Here is a 20214-nt window from a genome sequence, read left to right as displayed (position 1 = left end):
CTTTATGGTTTACGCAGATCATAATAATCTGTCGGTCCGCCGATGCGGTTCTATTGTTATCACCAGAACACCACTAAATCGCCAGTTGCGTTTTCGACGACGTAGTGATTGCCGTACTTCATATCGCCGGGTTTGAGCGGTGCTTGTGGCTTTTTGCCCCACGGATAGCCCGTATTCGCATACACATGAAGGCCTTGCGCGCTCACACCTTCGTCGGGATAAATGCGTACCGTAGCGTTTTTGAGGCCCGACAGTCGTACACAGCGTTTCATGTGCTGAACCCCGGAGGTCATTTCCTGGCAAGAGACGATACCGTCTGGCTGCTCGACGAAAAAGCGGCTTTCCTTATGCCAGGCTTTCGGCAGGTTATAGACCGAGTAGCCGTTTGTCAGTTCAGTTTCATAGCCTGTCAGGAGTGGGGCCCCCTGCGGCATTTTGAAGCGATGCGTGACAGTCGTGTTGGGGCAATAGCCGGAGAAGAAAAAGCCGTTGCTGCTGCGGGAGATGGCCAGAACCGGGCTTTTAACGGATGGATTCTTCTTGTCGATGCGGTAGTCCAGCCCAAACTCGTTCAGAACGTAGCGCATGAGTAGAGGGCCCGTAAACAGTTGTTCGGGATCGTCGGGCGTCAGGAGCTTTCCTCCGGTAAATTTGCTCGAATTGGTGCCCCGTACATACGCCACTTTGCCCCCTTTCCAATCGGATTTTTCGCGTACCCACACCACATCGCGGCTGTTGCTGCCCTGGGTCATTTTTGCCAGGACTTTTGTACCAGCATCAGCTTTGTTCTTCACCTGCGTAGCAATACCACCGCCCGAAAACAAGGCCCGGTGCGTAATCTTGTCAGGAAACGGCTGACTCAGTTTGTCGAAAGTAATAGTTGAACTCACCTGAAAATCACCCTCCAGCGCCGACGTATTTTGCAGATTCAGCAGATTCATAAAAGCGGTACCCGCATGATCGGCGGGGCCATAGACCAGCAGTTTACCCCCATTCTGTACGAAATCGATCAATGACTTTTCGAGCGGAGAATTCGCTTCCGGTACAATCGACACCAATACCGATTCCTTAAAATAAGTCGGTTTTGCCGCCACTACGTTCTGAAACGAGTTGGTCGACAGGACGGTGTTGAGCGGGAAACCGTTGTTGATCGCCTGACGAATCAGCCAGTCGCCGTAATAGATTTCGGGCAGGCGTTTGCCATCTTTATAAGCCCAGGTGTGGTACTCTTCGAACGGATACACCCAGACGAGCGGTCCCGGAGCCGTTGGCGAATCGTAACGGGCCTTCAGAATGTGTGGGGTCACCTCGTCGGGCACCTGAGCAGGCATTTCGCCGTAGGTATTGTCGGCCGTCAGGAAATTCAGGTGCGTCGGTAGCTTAATTTCGCCTTTCGCGTTGATGCGTGCTACGGCCATCGGCAGGTAAATGTCGTGCGGTTCCTGCCCGTAGCGATCCAGCCAGGGGCTGTTGACCCACCAGGGGTCGTGCGTGTAGTAACGAAACAGGTAGCGCTCATCCGGCAACTCAGCCATACGTGACATATAGCCTACCATTTCGAGGCCAAAATCACCGTCGAGCGCGGCCCAGGGTGAATTGGGCGGAGGCAGCATATTGTAATGGCCGCTGTAGATCTGTTTCAGATCAACCCCATCGCGGGCCAGATCGGCTCCCGTAGAGAGGTTGGTACCGCGCGTCTGAATTTGAAAAGCAGGACATTCGTTCCGAAACAGGTTCCAGAAGCCCGCAATCAACGCGCGGGTGTTGGCCAGTTTTTCAGCCGCAAAGGCTTTCCCGTCGAAAATAGCGCCCGTCGATGACCAGCCTTCTACGCCAAAGCCAAATCCGTTGCTGAGCCAGAGATAATCATACCCCAGGTCGGTCAGAAAGTGCTGGCTCTGGCGACCCAGAAACGTACCGAATGGCGTATTGGCCGGAATGCCTTTCGAAAAACCCGCATAGGCCTGCTTGTCGGCGTTCAGGGTAGAGTAGCAACTCACCATCGTTTTATGACCCATCGCGTTGCCGCCCAGAATTTCGGGGTGTTTTTTGTACTTAAACTCCGAATGGGCAAACTCCGGTCCCGGATCGAAGGTAGCGCCAACACGAATAGGTTTGCCCGTAATGCGTTTGCCCGCATCTTTCAGCGACTGGATAATGTATTTCAGATCGCCGTAGGTAAAAGCGGGTGGGTTGTCCATGTACAGGAGTGCCCGCTGGTGGAGCGACAGGTCGGCTGGTCCCGAGCCTACTTCATGCTCTGTGTTCGGGTTGCCCATGTACTTCGCCCATTCCAGCGGCTGATCCAGCTTCCCCGTATAATCCAGAATCTCGGACCCATCGGATGTCCAGAGCATCACTGCTACCGTATCGGTATGCCGCAGCAGCGACGACCATTGCGTAAACAGTTCCGTTGCCACCTGCCCGATGTAGGCTTTGTCATTCTTCTTAAACGGCTTCAGCGATAGTTCCAGCGTGATGGTATTGAACGGCTTACCCTTTAGTGTCGAATTATCCAGATTGGGCGTATCGTAAGTAAAGCCCAGCAGACCGATACAAAGTATAATGACTAGTTGAGTACGCATAAGTTGAAAAGTCTATAGAACACAGATTAGTATGATGCCTATGATTTGCGCAGATCTTTATAAATCATAGGCATCATACTAATCTGTGTTCTATGTGTTTAATACCCCGGATTTTGCTTCAAGGCCGGATTCAGATCTATTTCAGCTTGCGGTATCGGGAACAGCAGCTCAAAATCCTGTACGGAGAAGTTCAGCTTCTGGTTGGCATAATGAGCGTTCAGAACGGTTTGGGCGCGGCCAGTACGGACCAGATCGAACCAGCGGTGGCCTTCAAACAGGAATTCGGTGCGTCGCTCGCGTTCCAGCGCCAGTCGGGTATCGGCCTGTGATAAGCCCGACAGCGCAGGCAATTTAGCCCGTTGGCGCACCTGATTCAGATAAGGCAGCGCATCGGCTGGTTTACCTTGTTCGTTCAGCACTTCGGCATACATCAGCAGCACATCGGCATAGCGGAGAATGGTAAACGAAACCGCTCCGTCTGATAGATCGACCGCTTTGAAGTCAACGAATTTGAGTCCGTAACGACTATACGATTTCTTGCCGCCAATCAGTGTGACGGAATCGTTGACCGAGATCGCTTTGCGTGCATCGCCAGTTTCATAAGCTTTGATGACATCGAGCGTTGGAACGATGCGGCCCGAACCCTGCAAATTATTCGGGAAGATCGCCATGCTGGTGATGGCGGGTGTGAACAACGCCGAGTAGTTGTTGCCCAGCGACTGCCCCGACAGGTAATCTACTTCCAGGATCGTTTCGGCCAGATTAGTATTGCCATTGGTCGACAGGGTTTTATAATCGGCTACCAGCGAGTACTGTTTTGAGTCGATGACTTCCTTCAGTTTCGTACCGGCCAGATCATAGTTCTGCTGGGTCAGGTAAACCTTACCAAGCAACGCTTTCACCGTCATCTGCGAAGCGCGGGTTTTATCGGCGTTGAGCGTGGCGGGTAACAAACTTTCGGCACTGGTCAGGTCGGAAAGAATCTGCTTGTAGACGTCCTCTTTCGGTTTCAGCGTCAGATCGGCCGAGGCTACCTGTGCCGGACTTGTGAAAGTAGTATTCGTAATGGGCACATTGCCAAACAAACGGACCATGTAGAAGTAGCTAAACGCCCGCAGAAACTGCGCTTCGCCTTTGATCCGGTTCTTGGCCGTCTGGTCAAAATTTACGGCGTCGATTCGGTTCAGGATGTTTGAACTCTGCGAGATCGTATACAGGCAGGTACTCCAGACGCCCCGAACAAAGGCGTTGGTCGGAGTAACGGCGTTCTGATCCATCTGCATCTCATCGGCCGAGGGCGACGACCACTGAATTTCGGTGTTGTCGGTTGTTAGCTCGGTCATGTATAGAATGTTACTGGTGCTGTAGAGCCCCCGGAAAGTGCTGTATACACCAACCAGTGCCGTTTCGAAGTCGTTCTGGTTCTGATAAAAGCTCTGATCGCTGATCTGATAGGCGGGCTTAAGATTCAGAAAATCATGGCAGGAAGTTAAGGTGGCCGTCAGGAAGAGTATGGCCAGTAATTTCGTTTTCATGAGATGTAAAGAGTGAAAGAGCGAAAGAGTGAATGAGTGAAAACGGACGGCACGGGCCGCCCTGCACCGAAGCGGAGTGACTAGCGATTTTTCGCTCTTTCACTCATTCACTCTTTCGCTCATTTAAAAGGTCACACGTAGTCCAACAGTATACGTCCGGGGGTTCGGATACGAGAAAAAGTCGACACCGCTTTTCGCCAGATTATCACCACCTGTGCTGCCTTCGGGGTCGTAGCCCGGATATTTGGTGAAAGTGTACAGGTTGGTTACGTCGGCATAAACTGAAAGGGCCTGAAGCTTCAACTTGCCAATCACCGCTGCCGGGAAGGTATACGACAGATTGACATCCCGGATGCGCGTATACGAGCCGTCGAACAGGTATTTGGTCGTTCCGGCGCTGAAACCAAAGGCGTAGTCGTTCCGAATGGCTCTGGTATACAGGCCATCGCCCGGATTTTCTGGTGAACGCCAGCGATTGGCAATGGCTGCCAACTGGTTCTGCACACCCGCATCGTTGAGCGAGACTTCGCCCCCCTGGAAATAAATCTGGTTGCCGTACGAGCCATTCAGGCTGACGCTCAGGTTGAAGTTTTTGAAGCTGAATCGGTTGCCAAAACCCCAGGTAAACTTAGGCCAGGGCGTTCCAACGATGGTTTTGTCCGACGTATTGATTGTGCCATTGCCATCGACATCCTGGTATTTATAGTCGCCGGGTTGAACGCGTGGGTTCTGGATTGGGCTTTTGCTGATTTCTTCCTGCGTCTGGAAAATACCCAGAATATTCAGGAGCCGGAAGCTGGAAATGGCGTAACCCACCTGCGCTACCTGATAGTCGGACGTAACGATTCGGGCGGCATCCGAATTGAGGGCCGTGACTTTATTGCGGTTCCAGCTAATGTTGAAATCGGTGCTCCACTGGAACGGGCCTTTCACAATGTTCTGCGAATTGACGGTCAGTTCCAACCCTTTATTTTCGACCTCGCCAATGTTCTGTACCGAACTGCCAAAGCCCGAAGCCGCTGGCAGCGTGACGTTCAAAAGCAGGTTTTTCTTATAAGCCCGATACGCATCAATGGTAAACGACAGGCGATTCTGGAACAACGAGAGATCCATGCCGAGGTTGGTTTGCACTGACTGCTCCCAGGTCAGTTGATCGTTGGCCAGACTCGTTGGTACAATACCCGACACAATCTGCCCGTTCGAGACGGTTCGCGATACGCCTAACAAACCCTGCGTGGCATAGTTGGGAATCAGGTTGTTACCCGCAATGCCATAACTCGCCCGAAGTTTCAGATCGCTGATGACCGAAATGGGTTTCATAAAGGCCTCGTCCGAAAGCCGGTACGCCAGTGAGAGGGAAGGAAACGTTCCCCAACGGTTTTTGGAACCGAACCGGGAACTGCCGTCGGTTCGAATGGTGGCCGTGAGCAGGTATTTATTAGCAAAGGAATAGTTGACCCGCGCCAGCCACGACATAATGGCCCATTCGCTAACGTAGTTGGTGCCGTTCGATACCGTTCCGGCCGATAGGAAAGGAACATAGTCGGTCGAAAAACCCGTAGCACCCGCCTGTAAAATCTCGTCGGAGCTTTTCTGAATGGTATACCCCGCCAGCGCGTCGATATCATGCTGGCCGAACTTATGGCGGTAGTTGATGGTATTTTCGTTCAGCCAGTTCAGACTTTTGATCTCAGTGGCCCCGGCGGTGGCTGCTCCCGTCCGGCTTGTCGCCAACCCTACCTTCGAGGATTTCCACAGACGGGTCACGTTGTTGGAGTAATTGACCCCAACCGATGTTTTCAGCACCAGACCGGGCATCAGCTCGTATTGCAAATAGTTGTTGGTGAATACGTTGGAGTTGTTTCGTTTGTCGGAGAATTCGGCCGCGATCACCACGGGGTTCTCCACCGGAATACCCGTCGGGCTGGAAAATTCGGAGTAGGGCGTACCGTCGGCATTGTATACGGGAATGGTTGGGTCGCTGGCGAGAGCGGCCGAAATCAATCCCCGGTATTGCAGGTGCCCTTCGGCACGGGCGAAATTCCCATACGAGTGAGCCCCCGAAAACGAAGCGCCGATTTTGAGCTTTTCAGTTAGGTGGGCGTCGATGTTCGTACGTAGGGTAAACTTGTTGAAGTCGGAGCCGATGATGATGCCTTTGTTTGTAAAATAGCCACCTGATACGTAATAGCTCACATCCTTGCCCGTTCCGCTGGCCGAAAGCTGGTAATTCTGAACCATGCCTTTCTGAAAAATAACGTCCTGCCAGTCGGTGCCGTAGCCCTGATCGGCAAATTGGCTGGGGTTGCGGAATTCGGGTTTTACCTGCGTAGCCGTGCTCCGAACGCTGTTGGGGTCCGACGCTTTTCCTCCGGCAAATACCCAGGCATTGTCGCGCCCTTCGGCTACGTATTCCGCGTACTGGCGAGGAGTGAGTAGTTTCAGTTTCTTCGCCAACTCCTGCATCCCCGTCGATTGCTCGAAACTGATGGTTGGTTTGCCGAGCTTCCCCCGTTTGGTGGTAATGATGATGACCCCGTTGGAACCGCGCGAGCCGTAAATTGCCGTTGCCGATGCATCTTTCAGCACCTGAATCGACTCAATATCAGCGGGATTGATAATGCTCAGCGGATTGATCCGGTTAACCGAGCTACTGCTGGCAATCCCGCTGGCCGAGTAGGAATTGGATGCGTAGTTGCTCAAATCCGAACCACCGCCACCCGTACCAATCGCATAGCCATCGACCACATACAAGGGCGAATTACCGCCCGTAATGGAGCTAATGCCCCGGACAATCACGTTAACGTTGCCGCCCGGTGCGCCCGAGGTCTGGGTAATCTGCACACCCGCTACTTTCCCCTGCATCATCTGATCGACGCTGGTGGCAGATGGCACTGGCACCAGATCTTTGCTGGTCAGGTTGACAATAGAACCCGTCAAGTCTTTTTTTCGCTGAGTTCCGTACCCAACCACTACTACGTCCTGCAATTGCTGCTGGTCGGTTTTTAGGGCTACATTGAGCTGCGAACGATTGCCAACAGCGAGTTCCTGAGGAGCATAGCCGATAAAACTGACAACCAGGGTGGCATTGGGAGCAACGTTGATTCGAAAGTTCCCGCTGGCATCGGACGTACTGCCATTGGTGGTTCCTTTTTCGGTTACGGTGGCGCCTACCAGAACGTCGCCATCTTCCAATGCGGTGATTTTACCACTGATTGTCACTTTGGCCGATTGGGCAAACCCAACCGTAACAGCAGCCAATAGACTTAGCATACTGCCAATCACTAAGAGTCGCAGTCGATGGAATAAAAAGTGGTCCATGAGTTAAAAATTAAGGTTTAAGAAGTTTGTAAGGTGGTTTGTGGGAAACCGTCACGCATGGGTCGGCACAATGACCGATTCGACTTTGAGGTAGTCGGCAATTTTCTGGATGGTTTTGGCGTGGTGCCCGACGCCCAGGGCGAAGTGGTGCGTTGGGCCTTCGCTAATCCAGCGTTTCAGGAAAGTGCGCACATCGGGTTTGAAAAAGCCGCGCGTGTTGGTATTGCCCGTTGGAGGAATCGGCCCGGCAATCGACTCGCCTTCGGCAATCACGAATTTCATCTTGCCTTCGTAGGTCGAACTGATGCTGAGCATGGTAATCGGCCCTTCCTTGATCTTGAACTCTACACCCGCTCCAAAACCGGGTTTGCCGTGGTATTTTTTCAGGCTGCGCAACACGGGCTGGCCTTCGGCAATGGCGATGTTATGCGGGCCATCGTGCCCGACGAGAACGAAGTCTTCCTTGAAATCGACCGGGTGAAACTCCGCGAAACTGCCGCCAATACCCAGCCGTTCCATGATGAGCATGGCAATACAGGTTTTCAGATCCGATTCGCCACACATCGGAAAGCCAGCTCCTTGTAACAGCGAGTTGCCGACAATCAGGTTTGACATCACGACGCGGGTGTCGCTTCCCTCCGGGCCATCGTAGTAATAGGCCAGCCCATCCAGTTTTTTGGCTTTGATGAATTTTTCCAGGGCTACGGCCGCCTGGGCGGCAATGTGCAGATCAGAGTCGCGTAGTTTTTCGGAAATGGGGTCTGAAACAGGGTCGGGCGTGTCGAAATACGCCAGAATTCGCTCTTTAATGGCGTCAATTTCGGGCTCTGTGGCTTTCTGGTACTGCGAAACAATTTCATGCGCTTCACATTGTACGATGTGTGCTCCAAAATGAGCCGTGAGCATGGTCGAATCGGAGTGCATATCGAGCATGGCCTCAATTGGGTGACCGATATGACCGATTCGGGCTGTTTTCAGGTCATGCAATACAGCAGCAATGCGGCAGTATTCTTCAATGTCGGCATCGGCAGCCGGATCGTCGTGGAGCGTGCCGATGATCATCTGGGGTACTTTCTTGCCCATTCGAACCGCCACACCGGCAAACTCCGGCAGTGAACAGATGTCGTCGTTGTACAACTGCATGTATGTTGACGCCCGGCTGTAGTCCATCGCCTTATCAGGCTGCAGGGCGACCAGAACAATCGGAACGTCGATACTTTTGATGATGACGCCAAACGTACTCGACGTAGCGTAGGTAAGCATGTCGCAGAAGATAAGGTCCAGATTGGCCGCCTGAAGTTTCGGTACCATCTCATACGCTTTCGCTGCATCATCGACAAGCCCCAGATCAATGACTTCAGCCGTATCAAGTGCTTCAATCTTGCTGATGAACACGGCCTGTTTTTGTAGCATGTCGTCCAGCAAGCCGTCAAATTGGCCCCAGTATTTGAAATAGCCTACGCCGAAAACGCCAATGCGTGGGCGCGTCTTTTTTCGTTTTACCCATTCCGTTTGTTGTACCGCCAAACCATTTGGAGATGAATTTTTCATACTGTTTAGTTTATGTCTTTGTCTAGTTAACTTAGTGCACTAAGTTGATTTTTCGTGTAATAACCCCTGTCCAAACCTACGTGCTCACACTTTAAACCAGTCGCGTTTTTCTGTCATCCCGACGCAGGAGGGATCTTCGGGAAATGTGAAAAAAGAATCATCTCCGAAGATCCCTCCTGCGTCGGGATGACAGAAAAACTGACTTATTTCGATAAAACAGCGCGTTACCTGGACAAATTACCAACCATCCTTGCCCAGGTATATCACGCCGATCACTGAAGAGAAAGAGTTTTATAACGTTTAAAATCAGTGCCTTATCGTTCTATTTCGCTTAGCCTCTTGTTAGAATCCACTCGTGTTGTATTGAGCGACAGGGCTTCAATTTTAGGAATGAGTACCAATAACAGTACAAACGCAAACGGGTATAACAAGCCTGACGCAATCCAAAGCGGTCGATACGAGTACTGCTGGATAACAACCCCCATCAGCGGATTGAGCAGTAACCCCGACACGGCCCCGGCTGTTCCTGACAACCCAACAACCGTAGAGGTTGCCTTCTGGCCGAACATGTCTGAAATGGCCGTGATGTAATTGGTAATCCAGAAGCCATGCGCAAACATGAACACGGCCATCAAGGCAACCGCTATATGGACCGACGATACCCACTCAATAGCCGGTGCTGCCAGCGTCAGAATTGCCGCAATACCCATAACCGTTTTCCGGGCTTTATCGACTGAAAAGTTAAAGGCAATTAGCTGTCCCGAAAACCAGCCTCCGGCTATATTGGCAATACCGAGTGCCAGAAACGGTATCCAGAACAGGCTTCCAATTTGCTCGAAAGGCACATTCCGAACGGAGCTTAGGTATTTCGGAATCCAGAACATCATAAAATAGAAGACCGGATCGAGCAGAAAACGAATCACGATAAACACCCAGGTAGCCTTTTGCCGGAGCAAGGTCAAAAAGGGAATTGTTTCTGTTGTAATTATTTCAGACGGTTCATCGGCAACTAAATTTTCTTTTTTCCAGGGAATAAACAGCCAGATAATCACCCAGGCTATACCGATTAGGCCGGGTATTAAAAATCCGCCCCGCCAGCCGTAATTAGTAGATAGCCAGATGGTTAATGGTGGGGCTACGACGGCTCCGATGGCTGATCCACCAATGGCGATACCGTTGGCTAACGCCCGTTCTTTTTTGTCGAACCAACGATAGACCGTCCAGGCTGCACCCGGAAAACAGCCGCCCTCGCCCATGCCCAGAAAGAACCGGAAGGTCAATAGCTGGGTGAAGGAATTCATTACCGCATGAAGGCTATTCGCCACCGACCAAATGCCAACCGAAAGGGCTAACCCGAGTTTTCCACCTACCCGGTCGATCAGCCAGCCGCCCAGGGTGAACATGATGGCATAGCTAATCAGGAAACTGGTGTTGATCAGACCATATTGTACATCCGTAATCCTGAATTCTTCCTGAATTTTCAGAATGGCAATGGACAACACCTGACGGTCCAGAAAGCTGAGTCCTGTGGCAATGAAAAGCAGGAAAACAATCAACCAGCGCAGGTGCTTTTGCATTTTACTTAACGCACTAAGTTAGTGTATGCAAAGATATAAGTCTGAAAAAGAAAAAATCAACTGTTATGGTATTTTTTTTTAATCAAATAGAAATAATTTCATGGCTATAAAGGGTTGGCACACCGATCTGGTTTTCAGAAGCTGATCGGTTTAATAAACGAGTATATTGAGCCATAAAACCTGAAAAGACGATTCATTGCCCATGCTAACCAATCAACAAACGACTACGCAGACCCTCGATGCCGTATTGGGCGGTCTGATGCGACGATATAGCGAACGCGTTCCCGATGTGCAGAAAGTCATTGATGCCATGATCGATGAAGGCATTATCGGCGCGGCCAGCGAGATTGAGAATGACCACATCGCTTTTCGGACGATGGGCGTCCCCAACCTGGGCATTGCGTCGTTCGAGAAGATTTTCCTGCATTACGGGTATGAAAAGCGGGATGAGTTCAATTTTACCGGAAAGAAACTAACGGCGTATTGGTTTAGCCCACCCGAGCCGCATTATCCGCGCATTTTCGTCAGTGAGCTGCGCGTGCACGAGCTTTCCGACGAAGCGCGGCAGATTATTCATCGCTACACGGATACCGTGACGAGCGACCCTGTCGATTCATTGGATCTGGACGATGCGGCTGCAGTCGATCAGTTCCTGCACCAGCCCCTTTGGACAACACCTACATTAGCCGATTATCAGCGTCTGCTGGACGAGAGCGAGTATGCCGCCTGGGTTATTTTTAATCGCTACTACCTGAATCACTTTACCATCAGTGTGCATAACCTTAAGCCTGGATACAACACCATCGATGAATACGTAGCGTTTCTGGAACGGCGGGGTTTCCGGCTCAATACGGCCGGAGGAACCATTAAAGTTAGCCCCGACGGTGATCTGCGTCAGGCGTCGACAGTTGCCCAGATGATCGATGCTGAATTTGCCGGTGGGGATGTCCATCGCATTGCCGGATCGTATGTCGAGTTTGCTGAACGGCGCGTGCTTCCTCCGTTTCGCGATTTACCTGCCGATCAGATATCTCGTCAGCATCGGCGTGAAGGGTTCGAAACCGGAAATGCCGACAAGATTTTTGAAAGTACATTCACCACCCAAACCGGTAAGTAGTTCACAGCTTACAACTCCTAAACCCTCATGAAACTTCCTTTTATACTCGCTGGGCTGCTGATGAGTAGTCTGGTTTCGCTGGCCCAGAAGCCCGCGCCCGTTGGTATTCAGCTTTATAGTTTTCGGAACCAGTTTGCGAAAGATGTACCAGGTACGATGGCGAAAGTAAAGCAAATGGGGTTTCATGAAGCCGAGATTGCCGGAACCTACGGGATGAGTCTAACCGATTTTCGTAAACTGCTGGATCAGAACGGGATAAAAGCGATCAGTACAGGAGCCAGTTTTGAGGACCTGGACTCGAACGTTCCGAAAGTGTTGGCCGAAGCGAAGGCGTTGGGAGCAAAATATGTGGTTTGTACCTGGATACCTCACGCGGGTGATCAGTTCATGATACACGATGCCGACCGGGCCATCGATGTGTTCAATACGGCCGGGAAACTTTTAGCCGAAAATGGCATTTCGCTCTGTTACCATAATCACGGCTACGAGTTTCAAACGTATCAGAATGGCACCTTTTTCGATTACCTGGCTGAGAACCTGGATCGTAAAGTAGTGAATTTCGAGATGGATGTGTTCTGGGTGAAATCGCCGGGCTATGATCCGGTTGCCCTGCTGCAGAAATACCCTAAACGCTTTGTGCTGATGCACCTGAAAGACCGGAAGCCCGGCACGCCCGATAGCCAGACGGGGCATTCGGATATTGAGTCGAACGTGACGCTGGGGCAGGGCGATGTAGGCATTACGGCTCTGATGAAACAGGCGAAGAAATCGGGCGTAAAGCACTTCTTTATTGAAGATGAATCATCTCGTTCGATGGAGCAGGTCCCGCAAAGTGTGGCTTTTCTGGAAGGATTGAAGTAAAAGATAGAACGCAGATTGTTATGATTTACACAGATCATAATCATCTGTGTTCTATTGATTAAAATCCTGAACCTGACGGGCTAGTGTTTCAATATCCTCCGGTCTATGAAAAGCACTGATGACAATTCGGGTATTGGCGCGGTCGGTGGCTGTTGGATACGCAAACGAGTAGATTAACGTCTGATGGTCGAGCAAATACGGGTAAAGAGTATCCTGTTGGGTAAAAAAGACGGGATAGCCCTCGGCATGGTGAAAAAGGCCGGTTGGCAGGAGCAGTTCTTCGGCTAATGCGATGTTTTGACATAGACGGTCATAGCTCTCTGAATAAAGCGTATCGGCTCGGAGATAGGCATCCAGACTGGCAGGGGCCATCGGTGAACAGGCTCCGAAAAAAGCCGTTTGCCGTATAGCCTGAATCGTATCAGGGCTACCCAGAATAACGCCCCCCGGCAGACCCATAGCTTTTGCCAATGAAGCCGTAACCAGCAGATTTACATTGGGTTTGTCGAAGAGTTGCGGCCAGATACCCCGGCCCTTGTTTAACACGCCCAGCCCATGCGAATCGTCGACGATCAGGGTGATTGGATGGTCGCTCGGTAGGTGGTCGATCCAGTCAAACGAGTAGTATTCCGAACGAACAGCATCCAGAGAGTTGGTCAAAATGGCAATTGGCCCCGGTGGAGTTGCATGGACCTGATCGGGTAATTGGGCGGCCCAATCATTGAAGGAAACGCTTGGCAAGGCAACAGCCGGTTCATGCCAGATGGCGGGGTGAGCATTGGGCGCATAAATGAACGTAACCCCCTGTCGGCGGAGCCAGTTCATGATTACTTGTCCGGCCATCATACCCGACGAGAGCGTGAGGGCCGAAGGGGCTTGCCCTAACCCTGCTGATACCACTGAGGCCAGCCTGGCTTCTGCCTGTTCATAAATACCCAGCCGTAGATTTCCATTCCGCGAACTGCCAAAAACGGTTCCATAACGCCGAATAGATTCCAGCATTAATTGCTGAAATGCAGGGTGTTGAGGTAAGCCAAGGTAGGCCGTCCCGCTAAAAAATAGGTATTCCTGGTCGTTGTGGGTGATCGTCCGGTTGGGTAGATGATCGATGTCAAAAAATGGGTTCATTCTTTTACAAGCCATCAGTGGCCTGTGATTAAACGTACTCCGGTGCCATTCTCGGTGGCGTAAACAACCTGGCCATAATCGAACGTGACACCTGTAGCGGGATCGTTGGCAATAAGCATAGCACCATCCAGATCGGCATAATCCAGCAACGGAAGCAACTGCGCAATAGCCGAAATCCCCACGCTCGATTCGGTCATGCAGCCAACCATCACCTGTAAGCCCAGCTCACGAGCGCGGGCAATCATGCGTCGGGCGGGCGTAATGCCGCCACATTTGGTGAGTTTAATGTTGACCCCATGAAAATAGCCCGCGCATCGGTCCACGTCGCTTTCGATAATACAGCTTTCATCGGCAATAACGGGCAGGGCGCTTTGTTCATAAACCCGTTTGGCCCCGTCCCAATCGGCAGCCGGAAGGGGTTGCTCGATAAACTCAACGTTCAGGTCTTTAAGGATTCGGGATTTGGCAATGGCTTCGTCGGGTTTCCAGCCACAGTTCGCATCGACCCGAAACAACGCATCGGTATGTTGCCGTAAGGTCTGCACCAGATTTATATCCTCATCGGGGCGGCCCAGCTTTATTTTGTAGAGCGGCCAGGGACGTTCCTGCATTTTTTCGACCATCCGCTGGGGGGTGTCGAGACCAATGGTATAATCGGTGATGGGGCTCCTGGCAGGATCGAGTTGCCAGAGCTTGTAGAGCGGTTGGCCCTGCCGTTTTCCCCATAAGTCCCAGGCGGCCTGGTCGAGCGCACACAGGGCAAATGGATTCTGTGCCAGATAAGGGTACATATCGGCCCAGAACTGTTCGGGCGTTACCAGTTCATGGGCTTCGATAGGCTCACGGATGGCTTCCAGAGCAGCCATCATACCCTCGATGGTAATGCCATAGTACTTCGTTGCCGTAGCTTCGCCAAAGCCCCGATGCGCACCATCCTGAAGCTCTACGATCAGGGAAGGTTGTACATCGCGGCTGTCGTGAGCAATGGTGAATGTATGGTTCAGTCGCAGATCGACCGGATGGAAGCGCAATTGCATGCGTATGAATGAATTTTTATAAACCTAGTACAGGCCCGACAGCCCTTTAACGCTGGTTTGGGACCAATCCCGAAGCTTTAAATCTTTACTAATCTGTGCTTTATGGCCACCAATACCATGCCAACCCGGGTTTTGACATTCAGTTTCTGAAAAACGCTGTCGCGGTAGCCTTCTACAGTTCGCGGACTGACAAACATCCGATCGGCTATCTCATTATAGGTCAACTCACTACAGGCCAGTGTCAGAAACTCCTGTTCCCGATCGTTCAGGTTGAAGGATTGTGGCGGAGTGGAGACAGGATGCGTAGAAGGAGCCACCAGATTATTGACAAGATGATTGGCCAGAAAATCGGAGTAATAAAACCCTTTCGACATCACATCATCAAATGCCTGGCGAAGTTCGGCCGGACGGCAATCTTTAAGCAGGTAGCCTCGGGCTCCATTTCGGATCATACGGATGATCTGGTCTTCCCGATCCTCCATCGACAAAACCAGTACCCGTACAGCGGGATAACGCAGTCGGAGTTGTTCGGTTGTTTCGAAACCGTCCATTTCGGGCATGTTCACATCGACCAGTGCTATATCGGGCAACTGACTGCTTTGTTCCAGCTGGCTGAGTAAATCCAGGCCGTTTTCGGCCATCAACTGGACGTCGTAGTTCTCAAATTTCCGAATTAAATCGGCTATACCGGCCGCTACAAGGCGGTGATCATCAATAATGGCTATCTGAAAAGGCATCAAAGTAAGGGGAGTGGAGCAGGGATTCTTACCGAAAAGTAGACTGCTGTGAATACAAACGTACGCTACGAACTGACCAGAGCTGGTGAACTGATTAGAGGTTGTTTTGCTGGTAAACGAATTTCGATTTGAGTGCCCTGGCCGGGTTGGCTGGTAATGGTACACGTACCTTTCAGCAGTGCCGACCGATGGTAAAGATTATATAGCCCCGACCCCGTTTGTTTAAGATCGCGGGCTTTGGCTTCCTCTACATCGAATCCGCGCCCATCATCTGCAATGGTTAGGATAAAGGCATCGGGTCTATAGTCGGTAATGAGTGTCAGATGGCGGGGTCTTGCATGTTTGAGCGCATTATTCAGCGATTCCTGAGCCATACGCAGCAACACGATTTCGGTTTTTTCGCCCAGCGAATAAGGTTCGCCCTGGGTAAGTAAGGTTGTTTTTATTTTTCCGCTCCGCTCGATGCGCTCCAGTTCATGGGTTAAACTGGGCAGCAGCCCAAATCGGCCTACCACATCCTGATTGAGGCTTTTGGAAAGCATACGCACTTCCTGGATAATTGTTTTGACCAGGTCGCGCGTTTGCTGAACGGCTTGCTGGGTATCAGGTTCCTGAACATCGTCTTCAAGTGTGTTCAGGCGCATGGTCACCACCGTTAATAGTTGCCCGATATTGTCGTGCAGATCCTGAGCGATTTGTTGAAGTGTCTGATTCTGAATCTCAATTTGTGATTGTAGAAGCTCCCGCTGGTAGGCTTCCTGAAGGCGGGTCATTTCCTGTTGCTGAGCTTTATGTCGCTGCTTATACAGAAAAATGATCGAGGTAATAAAACCTGCGAGAATGAGCAATAGTAATGTCCCCACCAAAATAACCAGAACAACATCGGGTGGGGGAGAGGAAGGCATACGTTAAGATCGTTGGGTATGTGGCAAATATCGTAGATATATATATATAGCCAACAAAAAAAACACAAACAATATAAAATCCATTAATTCATGAATCCAGTAAACCATAATGGCGTAATTAGCAGTATTGACTAACAGATAATTCATCAATCCCTGGGCAAAGAAGCTGCCCAGGGAAGAAAACAACAACCCTGTCGAAATCCAGAAAGAGGCTTCCTGCTCCAGCGCTTCAACTTTTATATCGACAAACATCCGCCATAAGTAATAGCTGGACCAAATGGCAATTAAGGCATTGAAGAGCGTAGTCGCGTAGGAGTTATACTGGTTCCAGGGTTGGATGGTAAGGGATAGCGAAAGAGATATAAGAGCAAACAGAACGAGGGAAGCCCGGATAATGCGTTTGACGAGCGGCTGATCGATCAGTTTTTCGAACATCAGGCCATATAGCGCATACTGGATAATGATAAGAATGTGATAAACATGGATATTGGGTTTGTGATGAACCGCCCCTATATAAATGCTGTATCCAGTACCAAGCCAGGTAATGGCAATGGTACTACCTAAAATTCGGAGTGGGGGCGTAAGTATCCGGTAGTTGAATAAATACAAACCAGTACCTACGCCCAATAACGTCATATAGAGATACGTATCCCACATAGTCTCAATTTACATACTTGTATACCGATCATCCTCCTCTTTGGGGCATGGCGGAATCTGACAGCAGCAGGGGGCTACGGTTGTATCGACATCTTCACGGGCCCGACCATCAGCCTGTGTAGGAGCCATGAATAGAAAGTGGCGGCCTGTTTCATCAATGCCGTAATAGATTTTTGCATGTTCAGACTGGCAAAGATCCAGAATCGCCCTGATTTCGGCAACGTCAAAGAAATCGACACGATAAAATCCCTGCAAATCTTTTTCGGCCAGAAGTTGATCATAACGTTCGCAGGCTTCTTTAAGCCTGATAGGATCGGTAGGATAAGGCACTGTATTGGCTGGCGTATTCATGGTGTATATGGGTTAGATGGTTCGCTCAAACCTAAGAGCTTACCCAGTCATAAGCAACGGTATCCGTAAAGCTGGAAAAATATATTTACAGGTAAGTTATTGATAATTAATATATTATATAAGTACTCTTTGGCGGGTACGTTGTTTTTGGTAAAAAAAACGGGAAAAAACCCGTTTAAAAAAACCGTCGTTTCCACAGTTGTTTTCGCGTGTTTTTATATGAAGAAATGTTAAGTCTATTGTCCATATTTGTACAGCTTTCTTCCTCTATCACGTCACATCTTCCCTCGTAATCAGATTGTACGCCGGACAGCCGTCCGGCGTTTTTTTATGCGCCAAGCGACTGGTTAGCCCTGTTGGAAGCTGTTGTTGTTCAGGGTCTTGTAAATATTTTCTGTTTTGCCCAATCCAACTTAGCCTCTGTTTGCGTAAGTCTGCCTGTTGTCGACACACAGTAAATTTTTCAAAACACATCAACCAAGTCAAACAACAATGAAGACGCTTAAAATCGCATTTGCTATACTCAGCTTAGTAGCTATCAGTCAGGTTTCGTTTGCCCAGGAAAAAACGGTAACCGTTGGTGGGGCGCCTATGTACCCTTCCAAAAATATCATTGAGAATGCCGTTAACTCGAAAGATCACACCACGCTGGTGGCTGCCGTTAAAGCGGCTGGTCTGGTCGAAACCTTGTCGGGGCCTGGTCCATTCACCGTGTTTGCACCAACCAACAAAGCCTTCGACAAATTGCCAAAAGGTACGGTTGAAACACTGGTGAAACCCGAAAACAAACAAACGCTGACAGGTATTCTGACCTACCACGTTGTGCCGGGCCGTATGAGTGCCCAGGATCTTATGGACGCCATCAAAGCCGGGGGGGGAAAAGCTACCCTGAAAACCGTAGCGGGTGGCACGCTGACGGCCATGCAGAAAGGTAAGAAAATCGAACTGACCGATGCGAAAGGCGGTATGGCAACGGTAACCATTCCTGATGTTTTCCAGTCGAACGGGGTCATTCACGTGATCGATACGGTGTTGATGCCGTAAGTAAATTAGCCTGGTCAGGTTCCGGTTTGATGGTCGTTGTCTAAGCAGCGATTCGGCCGAAGCCTGGCCAGTATTATTTTTTCAGATTCTGTACCAGTTCGGCCAAATGGGTCTTGACCATATGAATGCGAGTCAGATACAGATGATCGTCGGCAGAGAGGAGTCGGGTACGGCGCAAGTTGGGCGAACGCAGGGCATCGGTAGCGTACCGATGCATGAGGGCATCAACCTGATTCAGAGACTTCGTCAGATCGAAGTGGAGCGACGAATTAATACTTACTGCCTTTTGGGCGGCCGCGTTGCCTTCGCCGATAGGGATACGCTCGTAATCGACCGTAAGGGTATTGGTAAATAGATCCTGATCGCCATAGATTACCCGGCCATTGACAATCGTACACCGAACCGAACGGTCGTCCTGAGTATGCAGTGCTGCAAGAGCCGACTGTTGAGATGATTGTTTCTGGAGAATAAAGAAGTCAGCGTTGTAGCCGGTTTGGATAGCCCCGGCCGGTACATGCCCCAACGCTTTCGCCGGATTTTGCGTAACCATAGCGAGTAGCTGAGCATCGGAAACCGAAAGTCCGACCATATCGCAGAAGTGACGGGCAAACTTCAGCTCATCCCAAACATGCTTGCTGCCACTGGGAGCCCAGTCCGATCCCAAACACACATTGACCCCCTGGTCGAGCAGCGTTTTTACCGGAATGGTATCGCGATACAGGATCAGGTTCGAAACGGGCGACCAGACGATACTGATGTGATTGTCGCGGAGGAAATCAATCGTCGATGGGTCCGAATAATCCAGCCCGCAGGCATGCGTGAGCGTCAGATGCGCCGTTTTCAAGGCATCTTTGTTAGATAGGCTGGCAAGTGCCTGTCGAAATTCAGAAAACTCCCGTCGGCTAAATCCATCGGGTTTTCCGGGTTGAAGATAACCTGCCCGTCCTTCGGCAATATGGGCAATGGACGCATAATACCGATTATTTCCCTGTTGTACTGACGTCAGGAAATCATCGAAACTTGGATGCCGCATCATCGGCCAGGCCGACGTATCTTCCTGAGCGCGTATAGGGCTACCCGGTGGGTCGAAATCAGGGCCCGGCCTCACGAAATCAACCACCGAAAACACTTTTTGGGTAAGTGGCAGACCCAGTTCGGCTGGTGCCCCTGTGTTGCGGATAATAAAGTTGGGTAGGCTCGCATTCGTTTCCAGCCGGATGGTTTGCTGGGCCAGTGTAGTACCACCCGCTACAGCCTGTAACTCGGTAACAACCCCATACATTTTCTGGACTTCGGTAATGGCCGACGCCAGCATGGTAGGTGTTGGTAACGTGTTTTTTTCGGCCGTCAGAGCCTGAATGATCGGCTGCGTAAAACCCAGATAATCCTTTACCCAACGGGCATCCACATAGTCTTTGAAGCTTTTGATTTCACGCAGATACTGCTCATTATTCCGCCATTGAAAGCGGTTGCTCCACACAGCTGGACTCTGCCAGAGTGGGAAAATATTGTATTCCGAATGAACGTGCAAGTTGATGAGTCCCGGAAAGATAGCCTCATGGTCAGCCAGTTCGAGGCTAATCAGATCGGGTAATGAGAACGGTACTTTCCCCGGTTGAATCGCTGTAATTCGCCCATTCTGAATCAGGATCGTTTGAAGGGATTCGTGCCCTTGTGCATCCACAACCTTACCGATAAGACATAGCGGGCGTCCTGATGAAGCAATCATAACCGTAGAGAAAGAGGTATATTATTGCGAAGTTCAGGAATTATCTGATGGTTTATATGGTATAAAGATGTATTTGTGC

The 20214-nt window shown here is 50.6% G+C and carries 15 protein-coding genes; 3 read left to right on the top strand and 12 right to left on the bottom strand.

Annotated features, from left to right (window positions below):
- Nucleotides 1-59: 59 nt before the first annotated feature.
- From B153_RS0128595 to B153_RS0128570, 5 genes are all read right to left on the bottom strand, one after another.
- Nucleotides 60-2585, bottom strand: coding sequence for a hypothetical protein (locus B153_RS0128595; protein ID WP_020600185.1), 2526 nt, complete (start codon nucleotides 2583-2585; stop codon nucleotides 60-62).
- 98 nt (nucleotides 2586-2683) lie between these two features.
- Nucleotides 2684-4120, bottom strand: a complete 1437-nt coding sequence (locus B153_RS0128590; RefSeq protein WP_020600184.1) for a RagB/SusD family nutrient uptake outer membrane protein — start codon at nucleotides 4118-4120, stop codon at nucleotides 2684-2686.
- A gap of 123 nt (nucleotides 4121-4243) precedes the next feature.
- The gene (locus tag B153_RS0128585) at nucleotides 4244-7441 is read right to left on the bottom strand and encodes a SusC/RagA family TonB-linked outer membrane protein (protein ID WP_020600183.1); all 3198 of its coding nucleotides are present in this window, start codon (nucleotides 7439-7441) and stop codon (nucleotides 4244-4246) included.
- A 51-nt stretch (nucleotides 7442-7492) separates the two neighbouring features.
- On the bottom strand, nucleotides 7493-8992 hold the full coding sequence (locus tag B153_RS0128580; RefSeq protein WP_020600182.1) for an L-fucose/L-arabinose isomerase family protein: 1500 nt from the start codon (nucleotides 8990-8992) through the stop codon (nucleotides 7493-7495).
- A 314-nt stretch (nucleotides 8993-9306) separates the two neighbouring features.
- Nucleotides 9307-10569 (bottom strand): MFS transporter, encoded by a 1263-nt coding sequence (locus B153_RS0128570; RefSeq protein WP_020600180.1) that lies wholly within the window; start codon nucleotides 10567-10569, stop codon nucleotides 9307-9309.
- 202 nt (nucleotides 10570-10771) lie between these two features.
- On the opposite strand from B153_RS0128570, the gene B153_RS0128565 reads away from it, so the two are divergent.
- Together B153_RS0128565 and B153_RS0128560 are read left to right on the top strand one after the other, a co-directional pair.
- Complete coding sequence (locus B153_RS0128565; protein ID WP_020600179.1) at nucleotides 10772-11686, top strand: DUF1338 domain-containing protein; 915 nt, start codon at nucleotides 10772-10774, stop codon at nucleotides 11684-11686.
- A 27-nt stretch (nucleotides 11687-11713) separates the two neighbouring features.
- Nucleotides 11714-12547 carry a sugar phosphate isomerase/epimerase family protein gene (locus B153_RS0128560; protein ID WP_020600178.1) on the top strand — a complete coding sequence of 278 codons (834 nt, stop codon included), beginning with the start codon at nucleotides 11714-11716 and terminating at the stop codon, nucleotides 12545-12547.
- A 51-nt stretch (nucleotides 12548-12598) separates the two neighbouring features.
- Here B153_RS0128560 and B153_RS0128555 read toward each other — a convergent pair whose 3' ends face one another.
- The 6 genes from B153_RS0128555 to B153_RS0128530 form a co-directional block, all read right to left on the bottom strand.
- Complete coding sequence (locus tag B153_RS0128555) at nucleotides 12599-13675, bottom strand: aminotransferase class I/II-fold pyridoxal phosphate-dependent enzyme (RefSeq protein ID WP_020600177.1); 1077 nt, start codon at nucleotides 13673-13675, stop codon at nucleotides 12599-12601.
- 14 nt (nucleotides 13676-13689) lie between these two features.
- The gene (locus tag B153_RS0128550; RefSeq protein ID WP_020600176.1) at nucleotides 13690-14712 is read right to left on the bottom strand and encodes a dipeptide epimerase; all 1023 of its coding nucleotides are present in this window, start codon (nucleotides 14710-14712) and stop codon (nucleotides 13690-13692) included.
- 77 nt (nucleotides 14713-14789) lie between these two features.
- On the bottom strand, nucleotides 14790-15449 hold the full coding sequence (locus B153_RS0128545) for a response regulator transcription factor (RefSeq protein WP_020600175.1): 660 nt from the start codon (nucleotides 15447-15449) through the stop codon (nucleotides 14790-14792).
- 65 nt (nucleotides 15450-15514) lie between these two features.
- A complete protein-coding gene (locus B153_RS0128540) occupies nucleotides 15515-16354 on the bottom strand; it encodes a sensor histidine kinase (RefSeq protein WP_020600174.1) in 840 nt (279 codons plus the stop codon).
- Between the two features lie 3 nt (nucleotides 16355-16357).
- Entirely contained in the window at nucleotides 16358-17011 is a 654-nt protein-coding gene (locus tag B153_RS0128535) for a hypothetical protein (protein ID WP_020600173.1), read from the bottom strand.
- Between the two features lie 9 nt (nucleotides 17012-17020).
- On the bottom strand, nucleotides 17021-17362 hold the full coding sequence (locus B153_RS0128530) for a hypothetical protein (RefSeq protein WP_020600172.1): 342 nt from the start codon (nucleotides 17360-17362) through the stop codon (nucleotides 17021-17023).
- Nucleotides 17363-17854: 492 nt separating this feature from the next.
- Here B153_RS0128530 and B153_RS0128525 point away from each other — a divergent pair, with 492 nt between their 5' ends.
- On the top strand, nucleotides 17855-18406 hold the full coding sequence (locus tag B153_RS0128525) for a fasciclin domain-containing protein (RefSeq protein ID WP_020600171.1): 552 nt from the start codon (nucleotides 17855-17857) through the stop codon (nucleotides 18404-18406).
- Between the two features lie 73 nt (nucleotides 18407-18479).
- Here the strand turns inward: B153_RS0128525 and B153_RS0128520 are convergent, their stop codons facing one another.
- Nucleotides 18480-20135, bottom strand: a complete 1656-nt coding sequence (locus B153_RS0128520) for an amidohydrolase family protein (protein WP_020600170.1) — start codon at nucleotides 20133-20135, stop codon at nucleotides 18480-18482.
- Nucleotides 20136-20214: the final 79 nt, after the last annotated feature.

Origin of the sequence: Spirosoma panaciterrae DSM 21099, from assembly GCF_000374025.1 — a bacterium.
GTDB lineage: Bacteria > Bacteroidota > Bacteroidia > Cytophagales > Spirosomataceae > Spirosoma > Spirosoma panaciterrae.
The sequence above is the reverse complement of the archived record's forward strand: the minus strand, read 5'-3'. Positions and strand labels throughout refer to the sequence as shown.